A 26235-nucleotide genomic window follows, 5' to 3' on the forward strand; every position below is an offset into this window, starting at 1 on the left:
GTCAAGATTTTTTCTTAAAAGCCACGCTTTAAGCCAATTTAAAAAGCCGCCGATCAGTGTCTTTGCGCTGATACGGCAGCTTTCTTTTTAATGCTTATTTAACTTTCCAAACCCGTTTCTCGTAATCCTCAATAGAGCGGTCGCTTGAGAAGATTCCAGAGTGGGCAATATTGATGGCAGACATTTTCTGCCATTGCTTCTGGTCTCTGTAGACGTTGCTGACGATATCCTGAATATCGACATACGGGGCAAAATCTTTCAGGACAAAATAGGTATCATTGTGCAGCAGCAGGGAGTCGTAAATCATCTGGAAGCCCGCGCTTTCCCCAAAGAAACCGCTGATCAGCTGTCCAAGGATTTCCTGCAGGCGGGAATCGGACTCGTAGACTTCCAATGAGCGGTAGCCGCCATGGGTATTATAATTGTACACCTCTGTATCGGACAGGCCAAAGGTAAAGACATTGTCCATTCCCACAGCCTCAGCGATTTCGACATTGGCGCCGTCCATAGTGCCAAGGGTCAGGGCGCCGTTCATCATGAATTTCATATTGCCTGTACCGGAGGCTTCTTTACCGGCGGTTGAAATTTGTTCTGAGATCTCTGCCGCAGGGTAGATGAGCTCTGCCACGGACACGTTAAAGTTTGGTACAAAGACAACCTTGAGCTTATCCTTAACCAGCGGGTCATTGTTGACGCGGTCTGCAACCACGTTAATCAGGCGGATAACTTCCTTCGCATATACGTAGGAGGGCGCTGCCTTGCCCGCGAAAATATAGGTCTTTGGTACGATATCGGCATTCGGATTGGAGCGCAGCTGATTGTAAGTCAGAATGACGTGCAGAATATTTAAGAGCTGGCGTTTATATTCATGGATACGCTTGACCTGTACGTCAAAAATAGAATCCGGGTTCAGGACAATACCCTGGGTTTCCTTGATATACTTAGCCAGCCGTTCCTTATTGGCGTGCTTTATGTCTCCCAGCTTCTGGCAGAACGCCGCGTCCTGCGCATAAGGCAGCAGCGCTTCGAGGCTGCACATATTGCCAGGCTTTTTCCAGTCTGTACCGATGGTATCATCCAGCAGGGTTTTTAGTCCCGGATTGCTGCCCATCATAAAACGGCGCTGGGTTACCCCATTGGTAACAGAGGTAAAGCGGTCTGGGAACACCGCGTAAAAATCCTTAAAGGTTTCCTCCCGCAGGATCTTGCTGTGCAGCTCTGCCACACCATTGACGGAGTGGCTGCCGATAATGGCCAAATGTGCCATATGAACCTGGCCGTCTTTTAAAATAGCCATGCTGTAGTTACGGTCAACCTGATCTGGATAGAACCAGTTCATATCGTTGATAAAACGGCGGTTAATTTCTTCAATGATCTGGTAAACGCGGGGCAGCAACTTCTGTACCATATCAATCGGCCATTTTTCAAGGGCTTCGGGTAATACGGTATGGTTTGTAAAGCTGATGGACTTAATGGTCATATCCCAGGCAACATCCCAGTCATAGCCTTCCTCATCCACTAAAATACGCATGAGCTCTGGCACACAGAGCGCCGGGTGCGTGTCGTTAATGTGGATACAGATTTTATCCGGAAAGCCGTCCATAGAGCCATGATTGTGCTTCTTATAGCGGCGGACAATCCGTTTGAGGCCCGCGCATACAAAGAAGTATTCCTGTTTCAGGCGCAGCAGCTTGCCCTCAAATCCATGGTCGCTTGGGTACAGGATCTGGCTGATGGATTCGGCCTCTGATTTGCGCTGCATGGCTTTGAGGAAGTGTCCCTGGTTAAAGGTGGACAGGTCAAAATCTTCTACAGGCTTGGCGCTCCATAAACGCAGTGAGTTTACAGTGTTATTTCGGTAGCCTTTAACCGGAATATCATAGGGAACCGCCAGGACTGGATCGTAGTTTTCATGGATAAACTGCATTTTGCCGTTTACCTCTTCTACACGCACATCCCCGTTGTATTTAACCACAACAGCCTTATCGGGCTTTACGATTTCGAAGGGATAGCCGTTTTTAAGCCAGATGTCCGCAACCTCAACCTGTTCGTCGTTAATAATTTTCTGCTCAAAGAGACCGTATTTGTAGCGGATGCCATTGCCGTGGCCCGGAAAACCGAGCGCGGCTGTAGAGTCTAAGAAGCATGCCATCAAACGGCCAAGGCCGCCGTTCCCCAGTGCAGGGTCATGTTCCTCTGCCTGAATGGCTTCATAGTCAACCCCCAGCTCATCCAGGGTTTCTTCAACCATGGTATCCCAGCCCAGGTTGTTGACATAGGCTTTTAACAATCGGCCAATCAGGAACTCGATGGAGAAAAAGTAAATCTGTTTTTCTTCCATTTTATGCAGACGGCTGTTATTTACAGCCCACTCCGCTGTGATTTCTTCCATCACCAGCTCTGCCAGTGCTTCATACTGGTGTCTGGTGGTAGACTCACTGAAATCTTCGCCGGAGACTTCCTCAACTTTTTTAATGAAAGCCTTTCTGAAGGCTTCCTTTGTCTTTACTTTATGCTTTGTATTTTTATCTGTAATTGCCATTTTATTGATTTCCTTTCAGAATTAATAACCAATTTTTTTGTTCTGTTTCCATCTTAACTTTAATGCCTGATTTTTTCAACCTTTCTGCTCAAAATAACCCCATAGATAACGGTATCAACTTTTTGTTTAAAGAAGTCTTTTCTTTTGTTTAAGAAAAGTATCCTGGTTGTTTATTTTAGCGCTGGGTCAAAGTGCCTTCTTTTTTTCTGGCTGTTCTTCTGCGGGTTCTGCAATTTTTTTCCTGGCAACCACTCTTTTTTTTAAGGGTGACGCTTACTGCTATGCCATCTTTAGCCAGTCCTGCGCCGCTGTAATTATTGACCAGCACTTCGTCTCCGCCATCTATGCTGATGGTATGAGGTCCGTCTGCCAGGCCCCTCAAATGTAATATACTGTCTTTTTCCAAAATTGCCTGGAAGTGCGTTTCCCCATCAATACAGCCGGCAATATGCTTTCCCGGAGCTGGCCTGTTGCCTTGTGTAATATGAACACACGCGTCATAGCGCTTTGGCTGATAGACCCCGGCTGTTTGTATCCGGCTGATGGAGGGGGGCCTTTCCACTGCGCCTTTTTCCTCTGTTATTTTGGTAAGCCAGTCTCTGAAAACTGTTTCTAAAATTCCAGCGTCACCGAGTTCTGGAAGGTGCATGAGCATGGTATAACCATCGCCGCCGTCAAGTTTCGCTTCGTCGATAACCAGTATCACAGGCGTTTTATCGTCCTCAGGATCCAGGAGCTGTCCGGAGTCCAGCGTTACAGACATCACCCGTTCTCCGACGGGGCGGTCAGGGCTGTAGACCATGGTCATACCAGAAATCTGCGGGAAACAGCCGCCAGCGCCAATGATTCTTCCGGTCTCTGGGTCCTGCCCCCTGACACGGCTTACACCATTTTCCAAAGCCTGATACAGGATTCTGGGTGTCGCCTCTCTGAAATACAGCCTGTTGCCAAAGGGGAGTACATCCAGGCAGTCTCCGGCTGTTATCTGACCGCGGTGAAGGCTGGCGCGGATACCGCCTCCGTTATGCAGGGCAATGACAGGCATGTCTTCAAAAATACAGGCGCCGGTCATTTGGCTTTTAAAACGTTCCTTTGCCGCGTCTGCCATGGCGTCGGCAATCGCATCTCCCAGGTTCGTCTCGGCAACCCGCGCCTCATTGATCCCATTGACAGTGCCTCCCCAAAGAGCTGTCTGAACCCTTGCCACCACTGGCGCCAGTTTCGCCGAATGGCTCTTTACCAGCAAGTCTGCAAGCTCTGTTACCTTTTTATCCGGTTTGCAGCTTTTTTTAATGGTCTCTTCTTCTAAAAAGCTGCCTCTGGCGCTGTGCGTTACAGGATCAATCATAATTTTTCCGATACGCTGGGCTCCGCTTCCGCTTTGCTGCAGGAGAATCCCATTGATTCTTTTTTCGGCAAAGACAGAATGGCTGTGTCCGTCGATGATGATGTCAAGCCCGCTGTTTTCTCCCAGGGCTTCCGCCAGACCAACACTCTGGTTCTCTGGCGCGCTGCCCGGGTCTATTCCGAGATGGGCCAGGCAGATGATAATTTCCGCCCCCAGCTCCTTTAATTTCTTGATAGTTTCCCGGCTGGTGGTCAGCGGGCTTTTAAAGTGTATCCCACGTACTTCCTTCGGCTCTGCCTCTCCTGTCCCGTTAGCTATTTCCGGCGTTGTTATGCCAAAGATACCAACGCTGACACCCTGTCTCTTTAACAGGATGTAGGCCCCATTATTAATTTTATGACCGCCGCGGTAGGCTTCTCCGGCCAGAACAGGTTTTCCGTCCCGGAAACCGTTGGCCGAAAGGATTGGAAAATCGGCGCGGCGCGCGTCTGTCAGCAGGGTATCCAGCCCATAGTCAAATTCATGGTTCCCGGCGGCCATGGCATCGTAGCCCGCTGCGTTCATGAGCGCGATAACATCTCGGCCTTTGCTTAAAGCTGCCAGGGCGCTGCCCTGGATGGCATCGCCGGCGTCCAGTAAAAGAGCGCCTTTATAGTCTCTTTTTAAAGCTGCTGTATAGTCTGCACCAACAACGCCTGCGCCGCTTACTAATGCACCGTGCAGATCATTGGTAGTTAAAATAATCAGGGGTTTTTCTTGTTTCATAGGATGGTCTTCTTTCCTGTATAATTTAATGGCATTATATCACTCTTTTAATGTACCCTGGTAATTCCTCCGTTAACCCTTTGTAAATTTTCACCACAAAACAAAAAAGCAGGCCGAGCGGCTGCTCGCGTCCTGCTTCTCTCTTAATTTTTATAATCCGATAAAGATATAGCCGCACAGAAAAGAAATTTGAGGTAGGTAATGAGAGATTGGAAAAGTGAAATTTTCTGTGCGGTAATACAAGCTCACTTTTATTATAATGACTATTTTCCCGGGCAGCAAGTCCCTTGTATCGAATAACGGACAGGCGGTACTGAAAACTTTTATTCCTTAAGCTTTCTGATTATCCCCGCTGTTTCGAAGCTCCTCTGCCATCTGGTTAAGCTTTTTTAAGCGGTGATAAACACCGGATTTTCCTACCGGCGGGTCCATTTTTTCACCCAGCTCCTTAATTGTAAGCTCCGGATAATTCAGCCGGACCTCCGCCATCTCAAATAGGTTTTTGGGGAGCTTATGCAGCCCTGTCATTTCCTTGATCAGCAGAATATTGTCGATCTGCTCGTAGGCTGCCGCTGCTGTCTTGTTCATATTGGCAGTCTCGCAGTTCACCTGGCGGTTGACGCCGTTCCGCATTTCTTTGATGATACGAATATTTTCGATTTCCAGCAGCGCCTTGTGGGCGCCGATGACATTTAAAAATCCAGCGACACTCTCGCTTTCCTTCATGTAGAGAACACCGCTTCCCTTTCTTGTGATCAGGCTGGCTTTAATGTCATACTGCTCCATCAGCTCCCGAAGGCTGTTCAGATAGGTTTTCTGACGGCACACCAGCTCCAGATGATAGGTCTTCTCAGGATTTGAGATGGAACCGCAGGCTAAAAACACGCCCCGGATATAGCTTTTAATATAGCGCTGCTTTGATAAAAACAAGCCGGGCACTTCATTAGTAAAGAAAATTTTTCCTTTAGCGTTATGCCTGAGGATACGGGTATCCTTCAAAACCTTTTGCACCTTTTCATTTTCTTCAAGAGCAATGGTGTAGTAGCGGTGCTCCTTAAATTTTCTGGTCTTTTTAATGAATACCTCTGGCGCAATGCTATACAGCCTTTTCATGAGCTTGAAAATCCGTCCTGCCACCGCCGGGTTTTCTGTTTTAAAGCTTAAGGACATCCGGGATCTTTCACCGACCTCGATTACCGCGGTGGAGGCAATCATACCGGACAGCTCTGCGCGGGCGCAGCCATCGGATTCAGGCTCCAGGGCGCTGAGGTCTTTTTTAATCATTGATGAAAAACTCACGCAAATCTTCCTTCCCTTATTTACTGTTTACATAGGCTTCAAAAATTCGTCTTGCCAGAAGGTCCGCGTCGTGGCGGATTCTTCCATTTTCAACGATGATAAAATCATCGGTAACATACTGGTATTCTGGCAGCATTTCGCCAATTTCCACTTTTTCGGAGTTATATTTTTGATACTGCCTGGCCACATAGTCGGGCAGATTCCCGCTGTTAAAAACACAGTACTGAAAAAGCCTGCGCTCTTTTATTTTCAGGTGCGCTTCAATGGCGCGGACGTGGTCGCACTGAGTATAGCCATCGGTTTCCCCAGGCTGCGTCATGATATTGCCCACATAAAATTTGCGCCCTCTGTTTTCCTTGATGGCGGACTCGATTCCATCCACAAGCAAATTTGGAATAACACTTGTATAAAGGCTTCCCGGCCCAATAATGACAATGTCCGCCATTTTGATGGCCTCGAGCGTCTCCTCCAAAGGTTCGATTTTGTCTGGCTTCAGAAAGATTTTTTCGATCCGGCAGTGCTTTTCGCAGGCCGCCTTTGGTATCTGCGATTCGCCTGCGACGGTTTCACCGTTGTCCAGGCTGGCGTTCAGGGTCATGTCATCCAGGGTGACAGGCAGTACCCGGCCTTTAATCTGAAGGACGTCTGAGGTGCGGCGAACTGCGTCGTAGAAGTCGTTGCTGATACCGTTCATGGCTGCCAGGAACAGGTTCCCAAAGTTGTGCCCCTCCAGTCCGCCTTCGGTAAAGCGGTAATTGAACAGAGACTGCATAACATTCTCATCGTCGGCCAGCGCCAGAATACAGTTCCTTATATCGCCTGGCGGTAAAATGCCCAGATCCTGCCGCAGCATCCCGGAGCTTCCGCCGTCATCTCCCACTGTTACAATGGCGGTGAGACGGTTGGTATACTTTTTCAGGCCTCTCAGAATAACGGACAGGCCAGTACCGCCGCCCAGTGCAACCACCTTTGGGTTACGGACGGTGACAATATCCTTCAGGGTAAACTCCCTGATATATTCTTTCATTTCCATGATATTTTTCTCCTAATAATCGGATAAGGCTTTTTAATTGGCCTCCCGGTCCTTTGTGATGTCACGGTGGCTAATCTTGGTCAGATAGCCTTTTTTCCGGAAAGCCTCTTCGATAAGGTAAGCAAAGGTGACGGAGCGGTGCTGGCCGCCAGTGCAGCCAAAGGCAACCTCCAGATGCTCCTTCCCGACCTTTCTGTACTGGGGAATGACGAATTCGATCAGGTCCTCGACCTTTTCATAGAATTCGCGCGCTTCCTCGAAGGACATAACATAATCGCGTACTTCCTGGTCTTCACCGGTTTTGCTGCGGAGTTCTTTTTTGTAAAATGGGTTTGGGAGAAAACGGACATCAAAAACGAAATCTGCACTCATTGGCAGCCCGTATTTAAAGCCAAAGGACGCGACGTTGATCTGTGTAAAGGCTTCACTTGTCTCCGATTGCAGTATTTTTTCAAGTGTTGCCTTCAGCTCCTTGTTGCTCATATCGGTCGTATTGATCACATAGTCCGCTTCCTGCCTGAAGGTACTCATCTTTTCTCTTTCCAGCTTAATGGATTCGGAAAGACTTCCGGCAATGCCTGTCAGGGGGTGCTTTCTCCTTGATTCCTGATAGCGGGTAATCAGCGTTTCATCATCAGCCTCCAAAAACAGCATTTCGATGTCTCTGCTGCCGCCCTTAAAATTGATAAGGGAGTTTTGAAAGGCTTCTGAGAAAATATCCCCGCGGATATCGGTTACCAGCGCCAGCTTCTCAATTTCAGCGCCGGTATTCTCACACAGCTCGATAAAGGTTTTAATCAGTTTTGGCGGAAGATTATCGACACAAAAATAGCCCAGATCTTCTAAAATCTGTATGGCCTGTGATTTTCCTGCTCCTGATAAACCTGTGACGATAATAGTTTTCATAGTTTCTCCCTTAGGTATTATTCTTCAATATTGACAATGCGTTCATAGGGAACGCCGGCTTTTTTTATGATGGCCGCTGCCCCCTGTACCTGTCCGAGAGCCTGGACACTGTGAGCATCGCTGTTGACAGCAAACCGTACATTGTACTTCAAAGCGATCTTGAGTTCCTCGCTGTTGAGATGACTGTGCCTTGGGTTAATCTCCAGGATAACGCCCTTCTCAGCCGCCTTTTTGGCAATAGGCTCAATGTCCACTGGCAGCTTATCTCCAGGATGGGTAATCATCTTAAGCTCGTAGCGGTCCATCATTTCCAGATAGGTTCTGGTATTGACCTTCCGTGTTTTTTCCTTCATAAACGGGAAAACCACGGTCAGATAATTTCGGATGGCAAAGCGAAAAACGTCCTTTACGCTGGCTGGTATGTAGCCGTAATGGTATCCGGCATAGATCCAGTCGCAGTACTGACGCTCCTCTTTTCCGATATCAATGCTGCCGTCCGCTCCGGTGATATTGGACTCCACTGAAAGGTAAATCTCAATATCATTGTATTTTTCATTGAGCGCGTCAATTTCCCGGCGCATTTTCTCGAAATTTTTTCTGCGCACTCCAAACATGGGGTGGCTTCTGCCGTGGTCTGAAATTACGATTGCCCTGAGGCCGAGTGCACGTGCCTGCTCTACCATTTCCTCAATGGTATTTTTGCCATGGCTGTAGGTAGTGTGGGTGTGCATATCGCAGAGTAGCTTCATTATTCTCCTATCATAATTACTTCGGTGCGCATATCCACACCGTAGTCCTGTTTTACTTTCTTTTGAATGGTCTGAATCAGGGTGATGATATCGTCGGCTGTGGCGTTATCCTTGTTGATGACAAAGCCGCTGTGCTTTTCGGATACCTGGGCGCCGCCGACACAGTAACCTTTAAATCCGCAGTCCTGAACCAGTTTTCCGGCAAAATATCCCTCTGGGCGTCTGAAGGTGCTGCCTGCGCTGGGGTATTCCAGAGGCTGCTTGCTCCTTCTGCGCTCGTTCAGGTCATCCATCTTTGCCTTAATGGTATTGTAGTCCCCTTTTCTTAACAACAGATTTACACCTGTGACAAACCAGGGATTTTCCTGAACAATGCTTTTTCGATAGCCCATTCGGCACTCATCGATGGGAAGCTCAAGGATTTCGCCGCTCTCTGTCACAACCTCGATAGAACGGATAATATCCTTCATTTCGCCGTCGTAGGCGCCTGCATTCATAACAACAGCCCCTCCCAGTGAGCCTGGGATTCCAGAGGCAAACTCCATGCCTGTCAGACATCCTTCAAGAGCCGCTTGGGCAACATCTTTGAGCAGTGAGCCAGGCTCAGCGCTGATACCGGTATCCCCTACAGTGATCCTGCAAAGCTGACGGGTTTTTATCATGACACCGCGATAGCCGTTATCCCTGACTAAAAGATTGGTCCCGTTGCCCATTACATAAAAAGGGAGATTGTTTTTACGGCAGCAAGCCAATACGTTTATAAATTCCTCACAGCTCTCGGGCACCACCAAAAAATCCGCCGGTCCTCCTACCTTAAAGGAAATATGGTTTTTCATGGGTTCATCGCATAAAATCCTTTCTGCTGCAATGACATCCATTAATTTATTCTTGATCATTTCTTTATTCATTCTTTTACTCGTTCCTTCCAAAGGGTATCCGTATTATTATACCATACTAAAGCTGACGATAACATTAAAAAAAGCCATTCCTTTTAACAGGATTGGCTTTTATTGTATGGATTAAAAAAAGGTTCTCCCAATGACGCTGCTCTTCACTTCTTCTGTGCAGGGGATTGGATTGACGGCGATGCCGCCTTCATTCTTGATCAAGAGCTCTGGATTACGGCACATAATCCGGTTCCATTCTTCCTCCCCGACAAGGGAAACGCCTGCCGCTCTGGCCTCGGGATAACGCTCATAGCCCTCCACCTGATGCGCGTCGCTCCCCATGAGCTGCACCATATGGTGCTTGAGTAAAATCTCAAGGGTGTGTCTGGAAGGCTCGCCGTAATACCCGACAAGACTCAGATAATTGCACTGGATCAGGACGCCGCTTTTCATAAAATCCAGAAGCACGTTGGGGTCCTCCTGTACAAAATCATAGCGTTCGGGGTGGGCTAAAATAGCCTTATAACCTTTTTCCTTAAGTTTGTGCATAAAGTTCTGAACGCCGGTGGCTGTACCACCGTGCCGGATTGTCTCCACAAGAAACCACGGGGTGCCGGCCAGGGTGGTAAATTCTTCTTTATCGATTAAATCGACCAGCTTATACTCATATAAAAGCTCGCTGCCGAGATATAAATCCAGCTCCAGGCCTGCGCGCGCCAGTATTTTTTTCAGGGTTTCGTATCGTTTTTTATTTTCTGCTACAGGTGAGGTAAAGTTCTGATAGCACATGTAGTGCGGCGTTAAGACAACGCCTGAAAAGCCAATCTCTTTCGCCTTAAAAAGCATCTCGACACTGTCCTCAATGCTCTGGGCTCCATCGTCAACACCGTATAATACGTGGTTATGCATATCAATCATTTTATCATCCCCCTGTGTTTCACTAGCTCTATTATATAAGAAGTTGAAAACATTCGCAATGAAAACTTCAATATCTTTGGGCGGCCAAACCGCTGCCTGCTCCTATTGGGCTCCGGCACAGGCGGCTGCATACACGGCTCTTGCCCCTGCCCGCTTCAGCACCTCGGCGCACTCCCGCAGGGTAGAGCCTGTCGTATTGACATCATCTACCAGCAGCACAGTCTTTCCGGACACAGCCTTTTTCTCCAGAACATCGAAAGCGCCGGTCAGGTTTATCAGGCGCTCCTCACGGCTCAGACCGATCTGATGGGGTGTGTCATAAAGACGCTTCAGTACTTTTCTTTTATAGGGCAGGTTCAGGGCGCCTGCCAGCCCCTCTGCCAGGTAGCTGCTCTGGTTATAGCCGCGTTCCTCCAGGCGTTTTTCATGCAGGGGAACCGCCACCACCAGTTCCAGCTTTCCCGCCCAGTCCTTTTCCCTCACGGCTTCAGCCATCTGCCGGCCGATCCAGCTGCCAAGCTGAGGGAGATGCCCAAACTTCAGGCTGTGTACCAGCCTTTGTCCTGAGCCGCTGTAATGCAGCCATACTGCCCCGCCTGCCAGCACTGGATCTTTCAGCGGTCCGCAGTCCCCGCAGAAATCCAGTCCCTTTTCGGGCAGCGGTTTTCCACAATATTTGCAGGAAGGCATGGTTACTCTCGGCAGCGACTGTGCACAGCGCTCACACAGATAGCTTTCTGTTCTGAAAAGTACCTTGCCGCACACCGGACAGACACCGTTTGGCAGAAACAGTGTCTCTCTGAGCAGTATCTTCACCCCTGCCTTAAATCCAGACTCAGACATTGAGCTCTCCATACATTTTGATCCGCTGTTTGAGGGCTGTCCGCCGTTCATTGGTATCTCCGGATTTGACCATCCGGTAAAAATAATTCTGAGGCCCGATAAGCATCAGCATCTTTTTGGCTCTGGTCACTGCTGTGTACAGCAGCTTCCGGTTTAAAAACATAGGCGGTCCGCCTACCATCGGCATGATAACAACTGGAAATTCACTCCCCTGGCTTTTGTGAACAGTCATGGCATAGGCATGGGTGAGCTCGTCGAGCTGGTCAAACTCATAAACGACTTTTTTGTCATCTGTCAGCAGGATTTCAAAGGTTTTATTGTACTCATCAATGCGGATGATGTTGCCGATATCGCCGTTATAAACACCCTCTCCGGTTTCAAAGCCGTGGATATCCTCCCACTTGAGCTTATAATTGTTTTTAATCTGCATGACCTTGTCCCCCTCGCGGAACACCACTGTACCAAAGGTCTTTTCCTTTTTATAGTCTGCCGCTGGGTTCAGAACCTCCTGGAGCTCCTTATTCAGCGAAATAACGCCGAGCTTTCCTTTTTTAATGGGTGAGATGACCTGAACATCCTTCATGGCGTCAAAGCCTTTTTTTTCAGGAATACGCCAGGCAACCAGATCCAAAATGGTATCCAGCACCTTATCGGGGTCCATTGTCCTTATAAACATAAAGTCAGACTGGTTATTGATTTCCGGCATCATACCCTCATTAATGGCATGAGCGTTTATGGAGATCATGCTTTCCTCCGACTGACGGTAGATACGGTCCAGACGCACAACCTTGACCACGTTGCTCTCGATCAGGTCCTGTAAGACGTTTCCCGGTCCAACGGAGGGCAGCTGGTCGGCGTCGCCTACCAGAATGAGGCGCGTGCCGGGCCTGATGGCCTCCAGCAGGCTGTTGAGCAGCACAATATCAATCATAGAGGCTTCATCCAGAATGATGGCGTCAGCCTCAAGCGGGTTTTCCTCGTCCCTGTTAAAGGATGGAAAATCATCGTCACCAGAATAGTCATACTCCAAAAGCCGGTGGATGGTCTTGGCTTGCTCACCGGTTGTTTCTGTGATGCGCTTGGCGGCGCGGCCTGTGGGGGCAGCCAGAACAGTTTTCATGCCAAGACGCTTAAAAATGTAGACGATACCGTTGATAATCGTTGTTTTCCCTGTGCCTGGTCCCCCTGTAATAATGGCGATGCCATTTTCGATGGCCGCCTCAATGGCCTCTGCCTGCCGGTTATCCAGACGAATGCTCATATCCTCCTCATAGGCTGCGATCATGGCTGGTATATCAACTTCCTGCATCTCAAAGACTGCGCCAGCCAGGCGTACCATGGACAGGGCGGCATTGTCCTCTGCCTCAAAAAGGGCTGAAGGATAGTAGGCTGGCTCGTCGTCGATGAACTCTAGGCGTACGTCTCCCCGCAGGGCCAGCTCCTGAAGCTGAAATTCAATGTCCTCCCTTGAAACCCCGAGGATACTGGCGCTGTGCTCAATAAGGTCTTTTTCGGTCATGTAGGTGTTGCCCCTTGAGTAACAGTCCTGAAGGCAGAAGCTGATGCCCGAGAGAATCCGCTTAGGGTTCTGGGACTCAAAACCCAGCTGAGCGGAAATCTGGTCTGCTATTTTAAAGCCAATGCCGCGCACATCCTTGATGATTTGGTAGGGGTTATCCAAAAGAACACGCACCGTATCACTCTGATAGGTTTTATACAGCTTCATGGCATAGGTCGAGGAAATGCCATATTCCTGGATCTGGATCATGACATCCCGGATTTCCTTCTGTTCACTGTAAACCTCTTTTATTTTGTCGAGTGTCTTTTTGCCGATGCCGTGAACCTCGCTCAGCCGGTCTGGATGGTTGTCCAGGATATCCAGCGTGTCGGCTCCAAAATGGTTTACGATCTCAATAGCGGTCTTTTCGCCAATACCCGGCAGGAGTCCTGAACTCAGATAACGGATGATGCCTTCCTCAGAGGTCGGGAGATCCAGCGCATAGCTCTCGATCTGAAACTGCTCGCCATAGCTCTGGTGCTCCTTCCAGAAGCCGGTCAGCTTTAAAAATTCGCCCTCCTTCAGCTCCTCAAAATTGCCAACGACCGTTACCATTTGGCCGTCCACATCAAAATCCGCTACGGTATAACCGTTTTTGTCATTATGGAAAATAATATGATCTACTGTTCCTTTTAAGGTCTCCATAAATATCCCCTTCGTTATTGTTAAAAACATTATACACCAACGTACACCTGTTCGCAATCATTTCACCTTTAATTTGACAACGGTTAACAGTTTAATTTCGCCTAAAAAGCCGCCCTTTCGCCTTGACAGTTCGGCTGAAAAGCCATATACTAAAGCTTACAACAGATCGTACTGACAAACGTACCAGAATTACATTCAATAAGCAATAGCCTCAAATATCCGTGGTTATTGCTTTTCTTGTAATTAAGTGCTGATTTATTTTATTAAAGTAAAGAAGGAGAAACTAAATCTATGGCTTTTTATTTTGAAGAACCGTCCCGTACCTTTAGCGAATACCTGCTCGTACCAGGTTATTCCTCTTCACAGTGTATGCCGGCTAATGTTAACCTGAAAACCCCTGTCGTAAAATTCAAGAAAGGTGAGGAATCTTCAATATACATGAATATTCCCATGACTTCTGCCATCATGCAGTCCGTATCCGGCGAAAAAATGGCCATTGCGCTGGCGACCGAAGGGGGGATTTCCTTTATCTACGGCTCACAGAGTGTGGAAAACGAGGCGGCCATGATCGCCCGCGTCAAGGCTTACAAAGCCGGTTTTGTTCCAAGTGACTCCAACGTGACTCCTGACGCCACCATGCAGGACATCCTAGACTTAAAGGAAAAAACAGGCCATTCTACCGTTGCCGTGACCTCTGACGGTACCGCAAACGGCAAATTTGTCGGGATTGTCACCAGCCGTGACTACCGTGTCAGCCGTATGGACCCTTCTACCAAGGTCAAGGAATTTATGACTCCGCTCGAAAAAATCATCTACGCTCCTGAAGGCACCAGCCTGAAGGAAGCCAATAACATCATCTGGGACCACAAGCTGAACACCCTGCCGATCGTGGCAGCGGACGGGCGTCTCCTTTATTTCGTATTCCGCAAGGATTACTCCTCACACAAGGAAAACCCGCTGGAGCTTTTGGACGCTCAGAAACGCTATATTGTCGGCGCTGGTATCAACACCCGCGACTACGCTGAACGTGTGCCAGCACTGGTGGAAGCCGGGGCGGATGTTTTATGCATTGACTCCTCTGAGGGGTTCTCAGAATGGCAGAAGCTTACCATTGAATGGATTCGTGAGCATTACGGTGAATCTGTAAAGGTGGGCGCTGGAAACGTGGTTGACCGTGAAGGCTTCCGTTTCCTGGCTGAAGCAGGCGCTGACTTTATTAAAATCGGCATCGGCGGCGGCTCCATCTGTATCACCCGTGAGCAGAAGGGCATCGGACGCGGCCAGGCTACGGCTGTTATCGAGGTCGCCAGAGCACGCGATGAATATTTTGAAGAAACCGGCGTGTATATTCCCATCTGCTCCGACGGCGGGATTGTCTATGACCACCACATTACCCTGGCACTGGCCATGGGCGCTGACTTTGTCATGCTGGGACGTTACTTCTCCCGTTTTGACGAAAGCCCGACCAACAAGGTCAACATTAACGGCAGCTATATGAAGGAATACTGGGGTGAAGGATCCAGCCGCGCCCGCAACTGGCAGCGCTATGATATGGGCGGCGACAAAAAACTTTCCTTTGAGGAAGGCGTTGACTCCTACGTGCCCTATGCCGGCCCGCTGCGCGATAATGTCCGTCTGACCTTAAGCAAAGTACGTTCCACCATGTGCAACTGCGGCGCGCTAAACATTCCTGAATTCCAGGAAAAAGCCAAGCTGACCCTGGTATCCTCTACCAGCATTGTGGAAGGCGGCGCTCACGACGTTATGCTCAAGGATAACGGTATGTCTCCGGTTAAATAAGATCAGCCTCAAAACCTTTATAAAAAAAGCACTTTACATTTTATTTTGTAAAGTGCTTTTTTATTACCTCTCTTACGCGGACATCCCGACAAAAGCGCCTAAAATATAGGGGATCAGCCAAATTGCCCAGACGACAATGCTGAACTTATGAAAGGCTTCCTTTTTTTTCGCATCGCCTTTGTTCAGGACCCATGTGGACCAGACTGCATGAAACAGCATCAGGGCAATGGCAACAACACCAGTGACACTGTGCAGCATCTGAGCCGCCGGTGAGATGGCCTTAACCCCAGAACGGGCGATAAGGCTCATGATGGTTGTACCTGTCGTATCGCACAACAGCCCCAGCCAAAAAATAATAACGTGCTGTTTTTTCAGGGTCTTTGCTCTGCGCTCGCCAAATACCCCAATGGTATAAAATACCAGAGCCAGCGTGATGGCAATAATGGCCAGAATCAACTTCGTATCCATAACTTCCTCCTTTTCTGTAAATTTTACCAGTATATTATCATTCCCATTTTCAACGGATAATAAACACTAAGTTCCATTTTAACACAAATTTCAGAGGATATTATGATTCTCCTTTAAATTACAATAATTTATCTTACATATACAGGATCTCACCAGCGTCTTCCTGTTCTTCTGTTCGCTCGTGCCCTTCCAAAAGCCATCGCCCATTCCAAAAATACAGATACCTTACCTTTCCCTCAATCAGACAGGTATAGCGCACAGCCCTGCCGCCGGTCAGCAGCACATGCCGTGTATCAAAGACCTTGTTAATACGAAATTGCCTCTGGTCAGTGAGCAGAGTGACCGGAATCCTGTTCTGATCAAAGCAAAAACCAACCTGTTTCACATCATAATATACATTCATTCGATCAGCTCCTTTTTTAAAGAACATTTATTTGTATCTATTATATTGCCAAAACAATCGTTCGTCAATGTTTTTTAACAGTAAAAAAACGGCCTCCCTAAGTGGGAAGCCGTCATTATTAGTCTTTCAGGACGTCAATCGACCGTCCCCTCAATGTTTTTAACATCTCATCAAATTCCATCAGAGGCATCGGTCTGGAAAATACATAGCCCTGTACCACATCACAGCCGATACTCTTTAAAAACTCGACCTGTTCCGTATCTTCGACTCCTTCAGCAATGGTCTTGATATTTAATTCCTTTGCCATGGCCACTGTATTCGCGATGACCACCCTTTCTCTTCGAAGGTCTGTCCCCTCTTTGAAGAAAAGAATATCAAGTTTTAAAATATCAATGGAAAGGTTTTTCAGCACATTCAGCGAGGAATACCCTGAGCCAAAATCATCCAGAGAACAACGGAAACCATTTTTCTTTAAGATCTCGACCACATTTTTAAATGTACTGGAGTCATCCAGCATCACGCTCTCTGTAAATTCCAGTTCAAGCAGAAAGTCTGGAATCCGGTATTTCTGTTTGATTCCAGAATAATACTCTACAAAGTCCTCCTGGAATAAGCCAAGCCGTGAGACGTTGACAGCCACATTAAGAGCTGGCCGTCCAGCGTCCAGATAATTTCTGAGCCAGTGGCAGGCCTTCTCAAACATATACCGATCAAGATCAACGACCAAACCGGTCTTTTCAAATAACGGAATAAACTCGCCTGGGGAGATCATCCCTTTCTGGCGGCTGTTCCAGCGGACCAGAGCTTCGGCTCCGGCAATGATATTATTCTTTTGTATGTTAACCTTAGGCTGCATATAGATGACAAACTCTTCTTTTTCGAGCGCTTCTTTGCCAAGAGCTTCCATCTCGGTTTCCTTGATGGTCTGGTTTCGAATTTCTTCTGTATAAAAGGTCATCTGACTGCCGACTTGATCCTTGATGGATTTTTGCGCCATATTCGCGCGGTCAATCATATCATTGAGTGTAAGCTGTTCAGACTGGTCATCGGTACAGTATATACCCATGCAAAGCTCGATGGGCAGATGTCTGGTTTTATCCATCACTGATTCCGAGATTTCCCAGACCAGCTCGTTAAACCAATCCGTAAGCTCAACACGTTCATGATAAGAACGGATACCGGCAAAGTTATCCGCCGAAACCCGACAGAAAAGATCGTCCTTTCTGCTGTGATCCAGCAAAATATCCGATAAGCATTTCAGTATTTTATCGCCATTTTCATAGCCATACAAGTCATTTAAAAATTCAAATTTCTTTATATCGCAGTACCAGATACCATAGGGGGCGTTCTTGTTCTCCTTCAGTACCTCTTCCCCATCAATACGGAAACGCGTGTTGTTACGCTGTCCAGTCAGGGGATCAACATAGGCGGCTCTCAAAAGCTCATTCCGGCTTTTAGACATAATTTTGCTCTGATGGTACAAGAGATAAAGAAAAATCAGACAGGCAGCCAGCACAATCAAAATCATGCCAATGGCGGTTTTATTATAATAATCTCTAACGATGGACTGAGGTGCGACGGTTAAAATAAACCACCCGTTGATACCAACAGGCTCTAACACAGCCATCTCCTTTCCATCTTCGCTGTCATAGACAAAGCTAAGGCTTTTGCCCTCTTTTAAAGCCTGATTTAGTTTTTCCTGTTCCCCGACAGACAATATTCCGAGCTCATTCAGCTTGGTCACATTGCTATAGCGTTCACCAGTCTGCGCTGAACGCATGATGATATCACCGCTGCTGTCGATAATATTGGTAAATCCCCGGTCATTAAAGACCGGCGTGTCAATTATCTTTCGGAGCACTGATGCCTCATTGACCGCACAGAGCACCCCGACGACCTCGTTGTTATGTCGTATAGGTACCGCATAATAATTGATATACTGCCCTGGATTTATTGGATCTTCTACCGTGCGTGAGATCACATCTTTACCTGTCAGGGCGTCGTTGAAAAAATATTCCCTTGAAATATCTACATTTTTATGGGTATCCCCATTAATATCATAAAAATCAATAATACCGTTTTTATCCGCAAATCCCATCCGGATAAAGACATTGTTGTCATTGATCCTTTTGAGCAGCTGGCCGATCTGGTCTGCGTTTAAAACATCCAGATCGCCGACACACTCCGCAATGCCGTCCAGCGTTTGAAAATCACCGCTGATCTGCTTCTCCACAGAGGTCTGGCTCTGCTGGGCCGATTCGTTAAGGTAGTTTGCGCTTTCCTGCTGATTCAATCTCATAATGTGAAAAATGAACAAAAGACTGAAAGCAAGGAATCCAATACAGATAATGACCGCAATCACATAGGTTTTTACAAAGCTGTGCTGGTTATCTTTATCAATCATCCGTTTCCCTTTCATCATCTTAAATTATTTTAACTCACATTTATAAGAAACCAAGCTAAAATAGACTTGTTTTTATTTTACATGATAATTCGCATAAACACAAGTAATTTGGCTGATTTAAAGGGTGTCTTTTGTCCCTGCTAAAATTCTGCAGCCTGTCATTTTCTCCATGTTTTTGGACATGTTATAAATTCAGGCAACTTAGTATACGCATTTCCTTTTGCGGTATTAACCTGGGCCTGCGTCAGGAAAATACTTTCACGCAGGTCGGCATTCTTTAAATTTGCATCTCTGAGGTCTGCCCCCAGAAGATTAGCACCTCCTAGAGAACATCCCTCCAAATTGGCCGCAATGAGCAGGCTCATGCTAAAGTCCTGTCCGTCCAGCACTGCTTTTTTGAAATCTTTACCGATAAAATCTACTGATTTTTGGGGTTCAACAGTTGATTTTACCGTATTCTGAACCCTGTGCCAGACCTCTTTCAAAAGCCGGTTTGTCTTCTCGCGGCATGCTTCCAGATCAAGCTTCAGCAGCGCCTCTGGTGTCTGCCGGGTCAGCCTGTTTAAATCCTGAATGGCACTTTCAATTACTCCATCGATGTCCGCTGCGGGAATCAGCAGCGCCGCTTCGTTCAAATACCAGAGCATCTGGTGGAGCTGATATACCGCAAGAAATACCCGGTACATTTCATCAGGCTTAACATCTTTATCCTGCCAGCTTTTCCCATGATAAACTGTCTGCGTCACCTTTTGTCCTGCTCCAAAACAATCATAGGCCATACAGCCCTTTAGTTTCCTTTTTTCAAGCTCAGTATGTACCCTGCATCTGAAGTTCTTCTGTAAATTGACACAGGGCTTGCCTGCCCGCTTATTTTCCGGGAACCCTTCACTCTTTGAAAAATACAGGGCGACACAGCACAGCCCACAGCAGTTTTCACAGTCAATGGTGAGCTCTCTGTATTGATCTGTTTTTATTTCATTATGCAGCTTTTTTATAGCAATCCCTTCTTTCCATCAAAAAAGCCCTGAAAAGTATTGTCTTTTCAGGGCTTTTGCTCTGTTTATGTTCGTACTTTCATAACCTATTATAACCCAGCTGGCTGGTTTAGTATATCCACAAAATCAGTCATGGCCGAGGAAATTTTGAGCTGCTGCGGACAGACCTCCTCACAGCTTTTACAGCCAATGCAGGCACTCGGCTGTTTTTCTTCCGGCATGGCGCCCACGGCCATCTGTGTGATAACACTGTTGGTAAAGCGGGCGTCATTATAAAGTGATAGAATGGTTGGAATATCCAGTTCTTTGGGGCAATAGGTGGTGCAGTAGCGGCATGCTGTACACGGGAGACTGTCCACCATGCTGTCTGCCACCTCCATGAGACAGTCCAGCTCCTGCTCATTTACCGGTTTTTCCTCCTCATAGACTGCCATATTGACCCTTAGCTGTTCTTCATTCGACATGCCCGAAAGTACCATTGTCACCTCAGGGATCGACTGTAAAAATCGAAACGCCCACTCCGGTGCGCCTGCTTCCGGACGAAATGCTCTGAGTTTTGCCATATTCTCATCCGAAAGGCTTGCCAGCTTACCGCCGCGAAGCGGCTCCATCACCCAGATCGGCATATGATATTCATTGAGCAGCTCTACCTTGGCCTTGGCGTCCTGAAGGGTCCAGTCCAGATAATTCAGCTGTATCTGGCAAAACTCCAGATGGTCGCTGTAGGCCTCCAGAAAGCGTTTGATGGTATCATACCTGCCGTGGGCAGAAAATCCCAGATGTTTTATCCGGCCCGCAGCCTTCTGCTTCAGGAGGTATTCCATTATCCCGTTCTTTTCATCCATATAGGGATCAATATTTTTTTCATACACATTGTGGAACAGGTAAAAATCAAAGTAATCAACTCCGCATTTTCTCAGCTGTTCCTCAAAAATCGCCTCTACCCGGCTCATATTGGACAGGTCGTAGCCTGGAAATTTGGTGGCCAGATAGTAGCTTTCACGCGGGTAATTGCTCAATATTTTTCCCATCACAATCTCTGACTGGCCGTTATGGTAGCCATACGCCGTATCAAAATAGTTGATCCCATTTTTAATGGCTTCGTCAACCATTTTCGCAGCTGCTGCCTCATCAATGGCCGCATTCGGGTCATTATCTTTTACTGGAAGGCGCATCGCGCCAAACCCCAGGGCTGAAAGTTTTAAATCCTGAAATTCTTTATAAATCATTTTCACTAACTCCTTCTTATGCTTATTCTTTTTCTGCCTCGCTGACACACCGCAGTGCGTTTAGACTGCGTGGATACCCAATATAAGGGATACACTGGGAAATAACTTTAATTAGAAATGCCTTATCATTACCAATACGCATGTTAGCCGCCGCATGGCTTATGAGCTGCGGCTCACAGCCCCCCTGGGCAGCTAAAAAGCAAAAGGTGATCATTTCACGCTCGCGCTGATCAAGCCCTGTCCTGGTATAATAATCCCCAAAGCAATTGCCTGACAGCCACTTATTGATATGCCGGCTCTCCTCAGGGCCAGATTCAGCGAAACCTTTCATCTGCTCACCAAAAATATCGACCTGAAGCTGCTCTCCGGCTTCAACACGGTCATTTGCCGTTATTGTTGCCTGCCCTGGCAATGGCAGCTTTACACCCAGGTCTGTAAATTCCTTATTGGCTGCCCTTAGAAAGGGATATACCCGGCCGATTCCAAGATAGGCCGTTGCCTGATAGATCATTTCCTTCACCTCAACGGGTGTCACTTTGTAATCTATGGCTTCAGGCAGCATGTCCCTGAACAATTCTACGCCCTGGCAGCCGATCAGTGCTGCCAAAATCGCCAATGTACGGGTATGCGTGTCCAAATCATCCTGGTTTGGCACTTCATCGAACGCGAAACGGCTGAAAAAATCTGTAAACTCAGGATCTGTCCCAAACAGGCTCCCGTCGTTTTCTGAAAAAAGTCCACTAAAGTATTCCTTTGATTTTTCTGTCATTTTATTCCCTCTTTTCTACATCCCCTAGCTTAGCACTTGAAGTTCACTTCAAGTCAAGCGTTTTTTTCAAAAAATCAAAAAAACCGTATATGCTTGCCAGACAAAATATTGCTGGCTCATATACGGCTGTTATTTTACAGAAATGTTACTGCTTAAAATTATGATGTTCTTCTCAGGTTTATAAAAGGCCCATTTTTTGAGCAATCTCAATATTTACTTTTAACACATTAACACGGTCCTGACCAAAAATGCCTAAAACCTTACCTTCCGTATTATCGGCAATCATTTGCCGCAGCTCATCCTCCGGAATACCGCTTGCCTTTGAAACAGCTGGCACCTGAATCTCAGCAGATGCCGGTGAGATATCCGGGTCGAGCCCAGAACCAGAGGCTGTCATCAGATCAGCTGGAATGTCCTCGCGTTTGACACCTGGATTGGCCGCTAAAAATTCATTGATGCTTTCTTCCACGCGGGCCTGCAGCTCAGGGTTACTGTTTCCATAGTTTGAACCGCCTGATGCGACGCCTGTGTAGTTCGCCTCTCCCGTTTCCGGATCTATCTGCAAGTCTTCTTCTGTGTAAGTGTTATAATTATAGGCAGAGACACGTCCCTTCAGGAAATATGGCTCTGTAAACTGCTGACCAACATGTTCTGATCCCACTTCCTTGCCGTTAACGGTGATAATGCTGCCGTTCGCCTGATGGTTAAAGGCAAGCTGTCCAATACCTGTCAGCGCGAGCGGATAAAGCAAACCACATATTACCAGTAAAACAATGGTTACTAATAAAGCAGGCTTTAGCGTTGTCGTGATGATTTCTTTCATTATAAATCAATCCTTTCTTATATTCCCAGCCCGATCGCCATGACCAGTGGCGCAATGATCAGGTCTATGAGTTTTATCCCTATAAAAGGCACAATCACGCCTCCAAGGCCATATATCAGAATGTTGCGCAGCAGCATGGATTCTGATTTCATGGGCTTATACTTGACGCCGCGCATTGCTAACGGGATTAAAAGTGGAATAATCACCGCATTAAAAATTAACGCTGATAAAATAGCACTGTAGGGAGTAGACAAATGCATAATGTTAAGAATCTGCATCTGAGGAATTGCCAATGTAAACATCGCCGGAATAATAGCAAAGTATTTCGCGATGTCGTTGGCAATACTGAAAGTTGTCAAGGCGCCACGTGTGATTAACAGCTGCTTTCCAATCTCAACAACTTCGAGAATTTTGGTCGGGTTTGAATCAAGATCCACCATATTTGCGGCTTCTTTTGCAGCCGTTGTCCCACTGTTCATTGCCAAGCCGACATCTGCCTGCGCCAGTGCCGGGGCGTCATTTGTTCCGTCACCGGTCATTGCCACCAGCTTTCCTTCAGCCTGTTCTTTCTTGATAGCTTCAATCTTATCTTCTGGCTTACATTCTGCGATAAAGCTGTCAACTCCTGCTTCCTTCGCAATGGTGGCCGCTGTCAGAGGATTGTCCCCAGTACACATAACGGTTTTAATCCCCATCTGGCGGAGGCGGTCAAAACGTTCTACCAATCCAGGCTTTACCGTATCCTTCAGATAGATAACCCCATAGATGCGCTCATTAACACACACTACCAGAGGTGTTCCGCCAAGAGCCGCAACATTATTTACGGTTTCTTCAAGATCTCTTGGAATGACACCACCCATTTTTTTGACGCGGTCTATAATAGCATCCGAAGCGCCCTTACGGATTGTTGTACCATCGGGCAGATCTATGCCGCTCATTCGTGTTTGAGCAGAGAACTCAATAAATTCTGCATTTTTTGCTTCCTCTGTTATACCCTTTGTATTGAGCTGTTTGCCTAATTCAACTGTCGATTTCCCTTCTGGCGTCTCATCATTGATAGAGCACATCACAGCATAATCCGTTAAATCGTTTTTACTTTCTACACCAACAGGGATAAAATCCGCCGCTAAGCGGTTGCCATAGGTAATCGTCCCTGTTTTATCCAGGATCATTGTATTGACATCTCCGCAGGCTTCAACGGCCTTACCGGACATTGCGATAACATTAAACCGGGTAACACGATCCATTCCGGCAATACCAATTGCAGAGAGCAGCGCTCCGATGGTCGTTGGTATAAGGCAAACTGCCAGAGCAATCATCGTCGAAATCGGAATCTGAACACCGGAATAGCCCGCAAGCGGATACAATGTGACAATTACCAATAAGAAAATGATGGTTAAGCCAACTAACAGAGTTGTCAAAGCAACCTCATTTGGTGTTTTCTGACGTGAAGCGCCTTCAACCAGCTTGATCATCTTGTCTAAAAAGGATTCACCCGGGTCCGCTGTAATTCTAATTTTCAGCCAATCGCTGACAACTGTTGTCCCACCAGTGACAGAAGCAAAGTCGCCTCCCGCTTCACGCACTACCGGCGCTGATTCACCAGTAATCGCCGATTCATCCACTGATGCTATCCCTTCGATAACCTCACCGTCGTTCGGAATCATCTCTCCTGCCTTAACAAAGACAATATCGCCCTTCTTGAGTTCATTTGAGCTCAATGTTTCTTCACTTCCATCTGCTCTGATAACTCTGGCCTGTGTGTCTTTTTTGGTTTTCTTTAATGATTCTGCCTGTGCGCGGCCTCGTCCTTCTGCTACCGATTCAGCAAAATTTGCAAAAAGAACCGTAATCAACAAAATAACTGCTACGATGCCATTATAAAGCCTCAGATGACTGACATCCCCAATATCTCCAAATAAAGTTGGAAAAATGGTCAGTATCAGTGAGATAAAAAATCCAATTTCAACAACAAACATAACTGGATTTTTAATCATGTAGGCCGGATTTAGTTTTTTAACAGATCCAATCAAGGCATCTTTGAGTATATCTCTTGTTATAAATTTCGTTTGTTTTTCTTGTTTACTCATTTATAATCCTTCCTTTATTAGAACCACAATGTAAGATGCTCTGCAATTGGTCCAAGTGCCAGAGCCGGGAAGAATGTCAGCGCGCCGACTACATAGACGATTAAAACCAGCAAAATCATGAACATAACATTGTTTGTTTTCATCGTGCCTGCGCTTACGCTGACAGACGCTTTATTCATCAGGGAGCTTGCAAAAGCCAGCTGAAGGATAATCGCTAAATAACGGCCAAAGAACATTGCCAGGCCGGCTGTAACATTCCAGAACACTGAGTTATCAGCAAGCCCTTCAAAGCCAGAACCATTGTTGGCGGCCGAAGAAGCATATTCATAAAGCACCTGGGATAACCCATGGAAGCCTGGATTCGTAATGCCGTCAAGACCAGCCTGTACGGATACCGCCAAGGCTGAAAAGCCTAAAATCAGCAGTGGATGGATAATGATCACCAGCGCCGCCAGTTTTACTTCCCTGCTTTCAATTTTCTTTGTCAGGAATTCAGGTGTACGGCCAACCATTAACCCGCAGATAAAGACCGTCAGCACTGCATAGGTCAAAATATTCATCAATCCGACGCCCTCGCCGCCAAATACGCAGTTCAGCATCATATGAAGCAGCGGAACCATGCCGCCAAGAGGTGTCAGGGAATCATGCATATTATTAACAGTACCTGTTGTAAACGAGGTGGTAACCGTTGTAAACAGTGCTGACTGGTCAATCCCAAAACGGACTTCTTTCCCTTCAAAATTACCCATGCTCTGGTTTAAGCCTACTTCTGCCAGTGCCGGATTGCCGGCGTGTTCAGCCGTCATACATACGCCAAGGCCAATTACGAAAATAATGGCCATTGCTCCAAATACCATCCATCCCTGCTTTTTGTCCTTGATCATAAGACCAAAGGCAACGACCAGAGCGCCTGGAATGATCATCATTGATAATAATTCACAGATATTTGTTAAAATCGTTGGATTTTCAATCGGTGTTGATGAATTCGCGCCAAGGAATCCACCGCCGTTTGTGCCTAAATGCTTGATAATTTCAAGCGCCGCAACAGGTCCGCGCGCAATATCCTGCAAACCACCTTCCAAGGAAGCAACCGTTGCGGTTCCCAATAATGTTTGCGGAACCCCTTGAGAAATAAGGAAAGTCCCCAAAATAATGGATAACGGCAATAAAACGCGGGTAGTGATACGGATAAGATCCGCATAAAAGTTTCCCATGGCTTTTCTGCCGTCTTTACCGCCAGCCAGACCCCTGATAAACGCCACGCAAACGCCGTAACCCGAGGCCGCTGAAACAAACATCATGTAAATAATGACAAGCATCTGGCTCAAATAGGAAAGGCCGGATTCACCCGAGTAATGCTGGAGGTTTGTATTGGTCATAAAACTAATGATTGTGTTAAATGACAAACTGGCTTCCATTCCCTCAATCCCATTTGGGTTGAAAACAGGTAAAAACTGAATTCTTAAAATGATGTAACCAATAAAAATCATAAAAGCATTTGTGACGACCAGAGCAACAGCATACTGTTTCCAGTTCATCTGTCGATCCATATCGACGCCGCATACTTTATAAATGGCATTGTCAACTCTGTCAAAGACCGGATCAGCAAAGGTCTTTTTATTGGTTGCGATGTGATAAATATATGTTCCCAACGGAAAAATAATAATCACAAACAATGCTAAAGTTAAAGCAACTTGTAACATTTAATACTCCTTCATCTCTTTTTTTATTTTAGTGCTACTGCCATCTCAGCAATATGTT

20 protein-coding genes are annotated in these 26235 nt (G+C 46.9%); 1 reads left to right on the top strand and 19 read right to left on the bottom strand.

The features are described from left to right. Positions 1-94: 94 nt before the first annotated feature. The 10 genes from FYJ53_RS13705 to FYJ53_RS13750 all read right to left on the bottom strand — a co-directional run bounded on the left by FYJ53_RS13705 (position 95) and on the right by FYJ53_RS13750 (position 13493). Positions 95-2542, bottom strand: a complete 2448-nt coding sequence (locus FYJ53_RS13705; protein WP_013379477.1) for a glycogen/starch/alpha-glucan phosphorylase — start codon at positions 2540-2542, stop codon at positions 95-97. 175 nt (positions 2543-2717) lie between these two features. Continuing rightward, positions 2718-4655 carry a bifunctional UDP-sugar hydrolase/5'-nucleotidase gene (locus tag FYJ53_RS13710; RefSeq protein WP_013379476.1) on the bottom strand — a complete coding sequence of 646 codons (1938 nt, stop codon included), beginning with the start codon at positions 4653-4655 and terminating at the stop codon, positions 2718-2720. 330 nt (positions 4656-4985) lie between these two features. Further along, the gene (whiA, locus tag FYJ53_RS13715) at positions 4986-5954 is read right to left on the bottom strand and encodes a DNA-binding protein WhiA (protein ID WP_013379475.1); all 969 of its coding nucleotides are present in this window, start codon (positions 5952-5954) and stop codon (positions 4986-4988) included. Positions 5955-5970: 16 nt separating this feature from the next. Next, positions 5971-6987 (bottom strand): gluconeogenesis factor YvcK family protein, encoded by a 1017-nt coding sequence (gene yvcK, locus FYJ53_RS13720; protein ID WP_013379474.1) that lies wholly within the window; start codon positions 6985-6987, stop codon positions 5971-5973. A gap of 33 nt (positions 6988-7020) precedes the next feature. After that, positions 7021-7893, bottom strand: coding sequence for an RNase adapter RapZ (gene rapZ, locus FYJ53_RS13725; RefSeq protein ID WP_013379473.1), 873 nt, complete (start codon positions 7891-7893; stop codon positions 7021-7023). Between the two features lie 17 nt (positions 7894-7910). Next, complete coding sequence (locus FYJ53_RS13730) at positions 7911-8642, bottom strand: PHP domain-containing protein (RefSeq protein WP_013379472.1); 732 nt, start codon at positions 8640-8642, stop codon at positions 7911-7913. After that, positions 8642-9550, bottom strand: a complete 909-nt coding sequence (gene murB / locus FYJ53_RS13735) for a UDP-N-acetylmuramate dehydrogenase (protein WP_013379471.1) — start codon at positions 9548-9550, stop codon at positions 8642-8644. Before murB ends, FYJ53_RS13730 begins: the two co-directional genes overlap by 1 nt. 111 nt (positions 9551-9661) lie before the next feature. Further along, complete coding sequence (locus FYJ53_RS13740; RefSeq protein ID WP_013379470.1) at positions 9662-10447, bottom strand: tyrosine-protein phosphatase; 786 nt, start codon at positions 10445-10447, stop codon at positions 9662-9664. A 102-nt stretch (positions 10448-10549) separates the two neighbouring features. Next, positions 10550-11290: a ComF family protein gene (locus FYJ53_RS13745; protein ID WP_073382609.1), complete on the bottom strand. Its 741-nt coding sequence runs from the start codon at positions 11288-11290 to the stop codon at positions 10550-10552. Further along, entirely contained in the window at positions 11283-13493 is a 2211-nt protein-coding gene (locus FYJ53_RS13750) for an ATP-dependent RecD-like DNA helicase (protein WP_013379468.1), read from the bottom strand. The genes FYJ53_RS13745 and FYJ53_RS13750 overlap by 8 nt, the downstream gene beginning before the upstream one ends. A gap of 291 nt (positions 13494-13784) precedes the next feature. Here FYJ53_RS13750 and FYJ53_RS13755 point away from each other — a divergent pair, with 291 nt between their 5' ends. Continuing rightward, positions 13785-15293 carry an IMP dehydrogenase gene (locus FYJ53_RS13755; protein WP_013379467.1) on the top strand — a complete coding sequence of 503 codons (1509 nt, stop codon included), beginning with the start codon at positions 13785-13787 and terminating at the stop codon, positions 15291-15293. 72 nt (positions 15294-15365) lie between these two features. Here the strand turns inward: FYJ53_RS13755 and FYJ53_RS13760 are convergent, their stop codons facing one another. The 9 genes from FYJ53_RS13760 to kdpA form a co-directional block, all read right to left on the bottom strand. Then, on the bottom strand, positions 15366-15761 hold the full coding sequence (locus FYJ53_RS13760) for an HsmA family protein (RefSeq protein ID WP_038350754.1): 396 nt from the start codon (positions 15759-15761) through the stop codon (positions 15366-15368). A 133-nt stretch (positions 15762-15894) separates the two neighbouring features. Beyond that, the gene (locus FYJ53_RS13765) at positions 15895-16164 is read right to left on the bottom strand and encodes a hypothetical protein (RefSeq protein WP_013379465.1); all 270 of its coding nucleotides are present in this window, start codon (positions 16162-16164) and stop codon (positions 15895-15897) included. Between the two features lie 118 nt (positions 16165-16282). Next, entirely contained in the window at positions 16283-18568 is a 2286-nt protein-coding gene (locus FYJ53_RS13770) for a GGDEF domain-containing protein (RefSeq protein WP_187367931.1), read from the bottom strand. 158 nt (positions 18569-18726) lie between these two features. Continuing rightward, positions 18727-19347: a pentapeptide repeat-containing protein gene (locus tag FYJ53_RS13775; protein WP_013379463.1), complete on the bottom strand. Its 621-nt coding sequence runs from the start codon at positions 19345-19347 to the stop codon at positions 18727-18729. A 305-nt stretch (positions 19348-19652) separates the two neighbouring features. Continuing rightward, a complete protein-coding gene (locus tag FYJ53_RS13780; protein ID WP_013379445.1) occupies positions 19653-20792 on the bottom strand; it encodes an aldo/keto reductase in 1140 nt (379 codons plus the stop codon). A gap of 22 nt (positions 20793-20814) precedes the next feature. After that, the gene (locus FYJ53_RS13785) at positions 20815-21561 is read right to left on the bottom strand and encodes a carboxymuconolactone decarboxylase family protein (protein WP_013379444.1); all 747 of its coding nucleotides are present in this window, start codon (positions 21559-21561) and stop codon (positions 20815-20817) included. A 178-nt stretch (positions 21562-21739) separates the two neighbouring features. Continuing rightward, on the bottom strand, positions 21740-22384 hold the full coding sequence (locus FYJ53_RS13790; protein ID WP_013379443.1) for a K(+)-transporting ATPase subunit C: 645 nt from the start codon (positions 22382-22384) through the stop codon (positions 21740-21742). Positions 22385-22401: 17 nt separating this feature from the next. Next, positions 22402-24474, bottom strand: coding sequence for a potassium-transporting ATPase subunit KdpB (gene kdpB / locus FYJ53_RS13795; protein WP_013379442.1), 2073 nt, complete (start codon positions 24472-24474; stop codon positions 22402-22404). Between the two features lie 17 nt (positions 24475-24491). Beyond that, a complete protein-coding gene (kdpA, locus tag FYJ53_RS13800) occupies positions 24492-26177 on the bottom strand; it encodes a potassium-transporting ATPase subunit KdpA (RefSeq protein ID WP_013379441.1) in 1686 nt (561 codons plus the stop codon). Positions 26178-26235: the final 58 nt, after the last annotated feature.

Origin of the sequence: Eubacterium sp. BL-380-WT-2B (assembly GCF_009696115.1) — a bacterium.
In the GTDB taxonomy this organism is placed as follows: domain Bacteria; phylum Bacillota; class Clostridia; order Eubacteriales; family Eubacteriaceae; genus Eubacterium; species Eubacterium callanderi.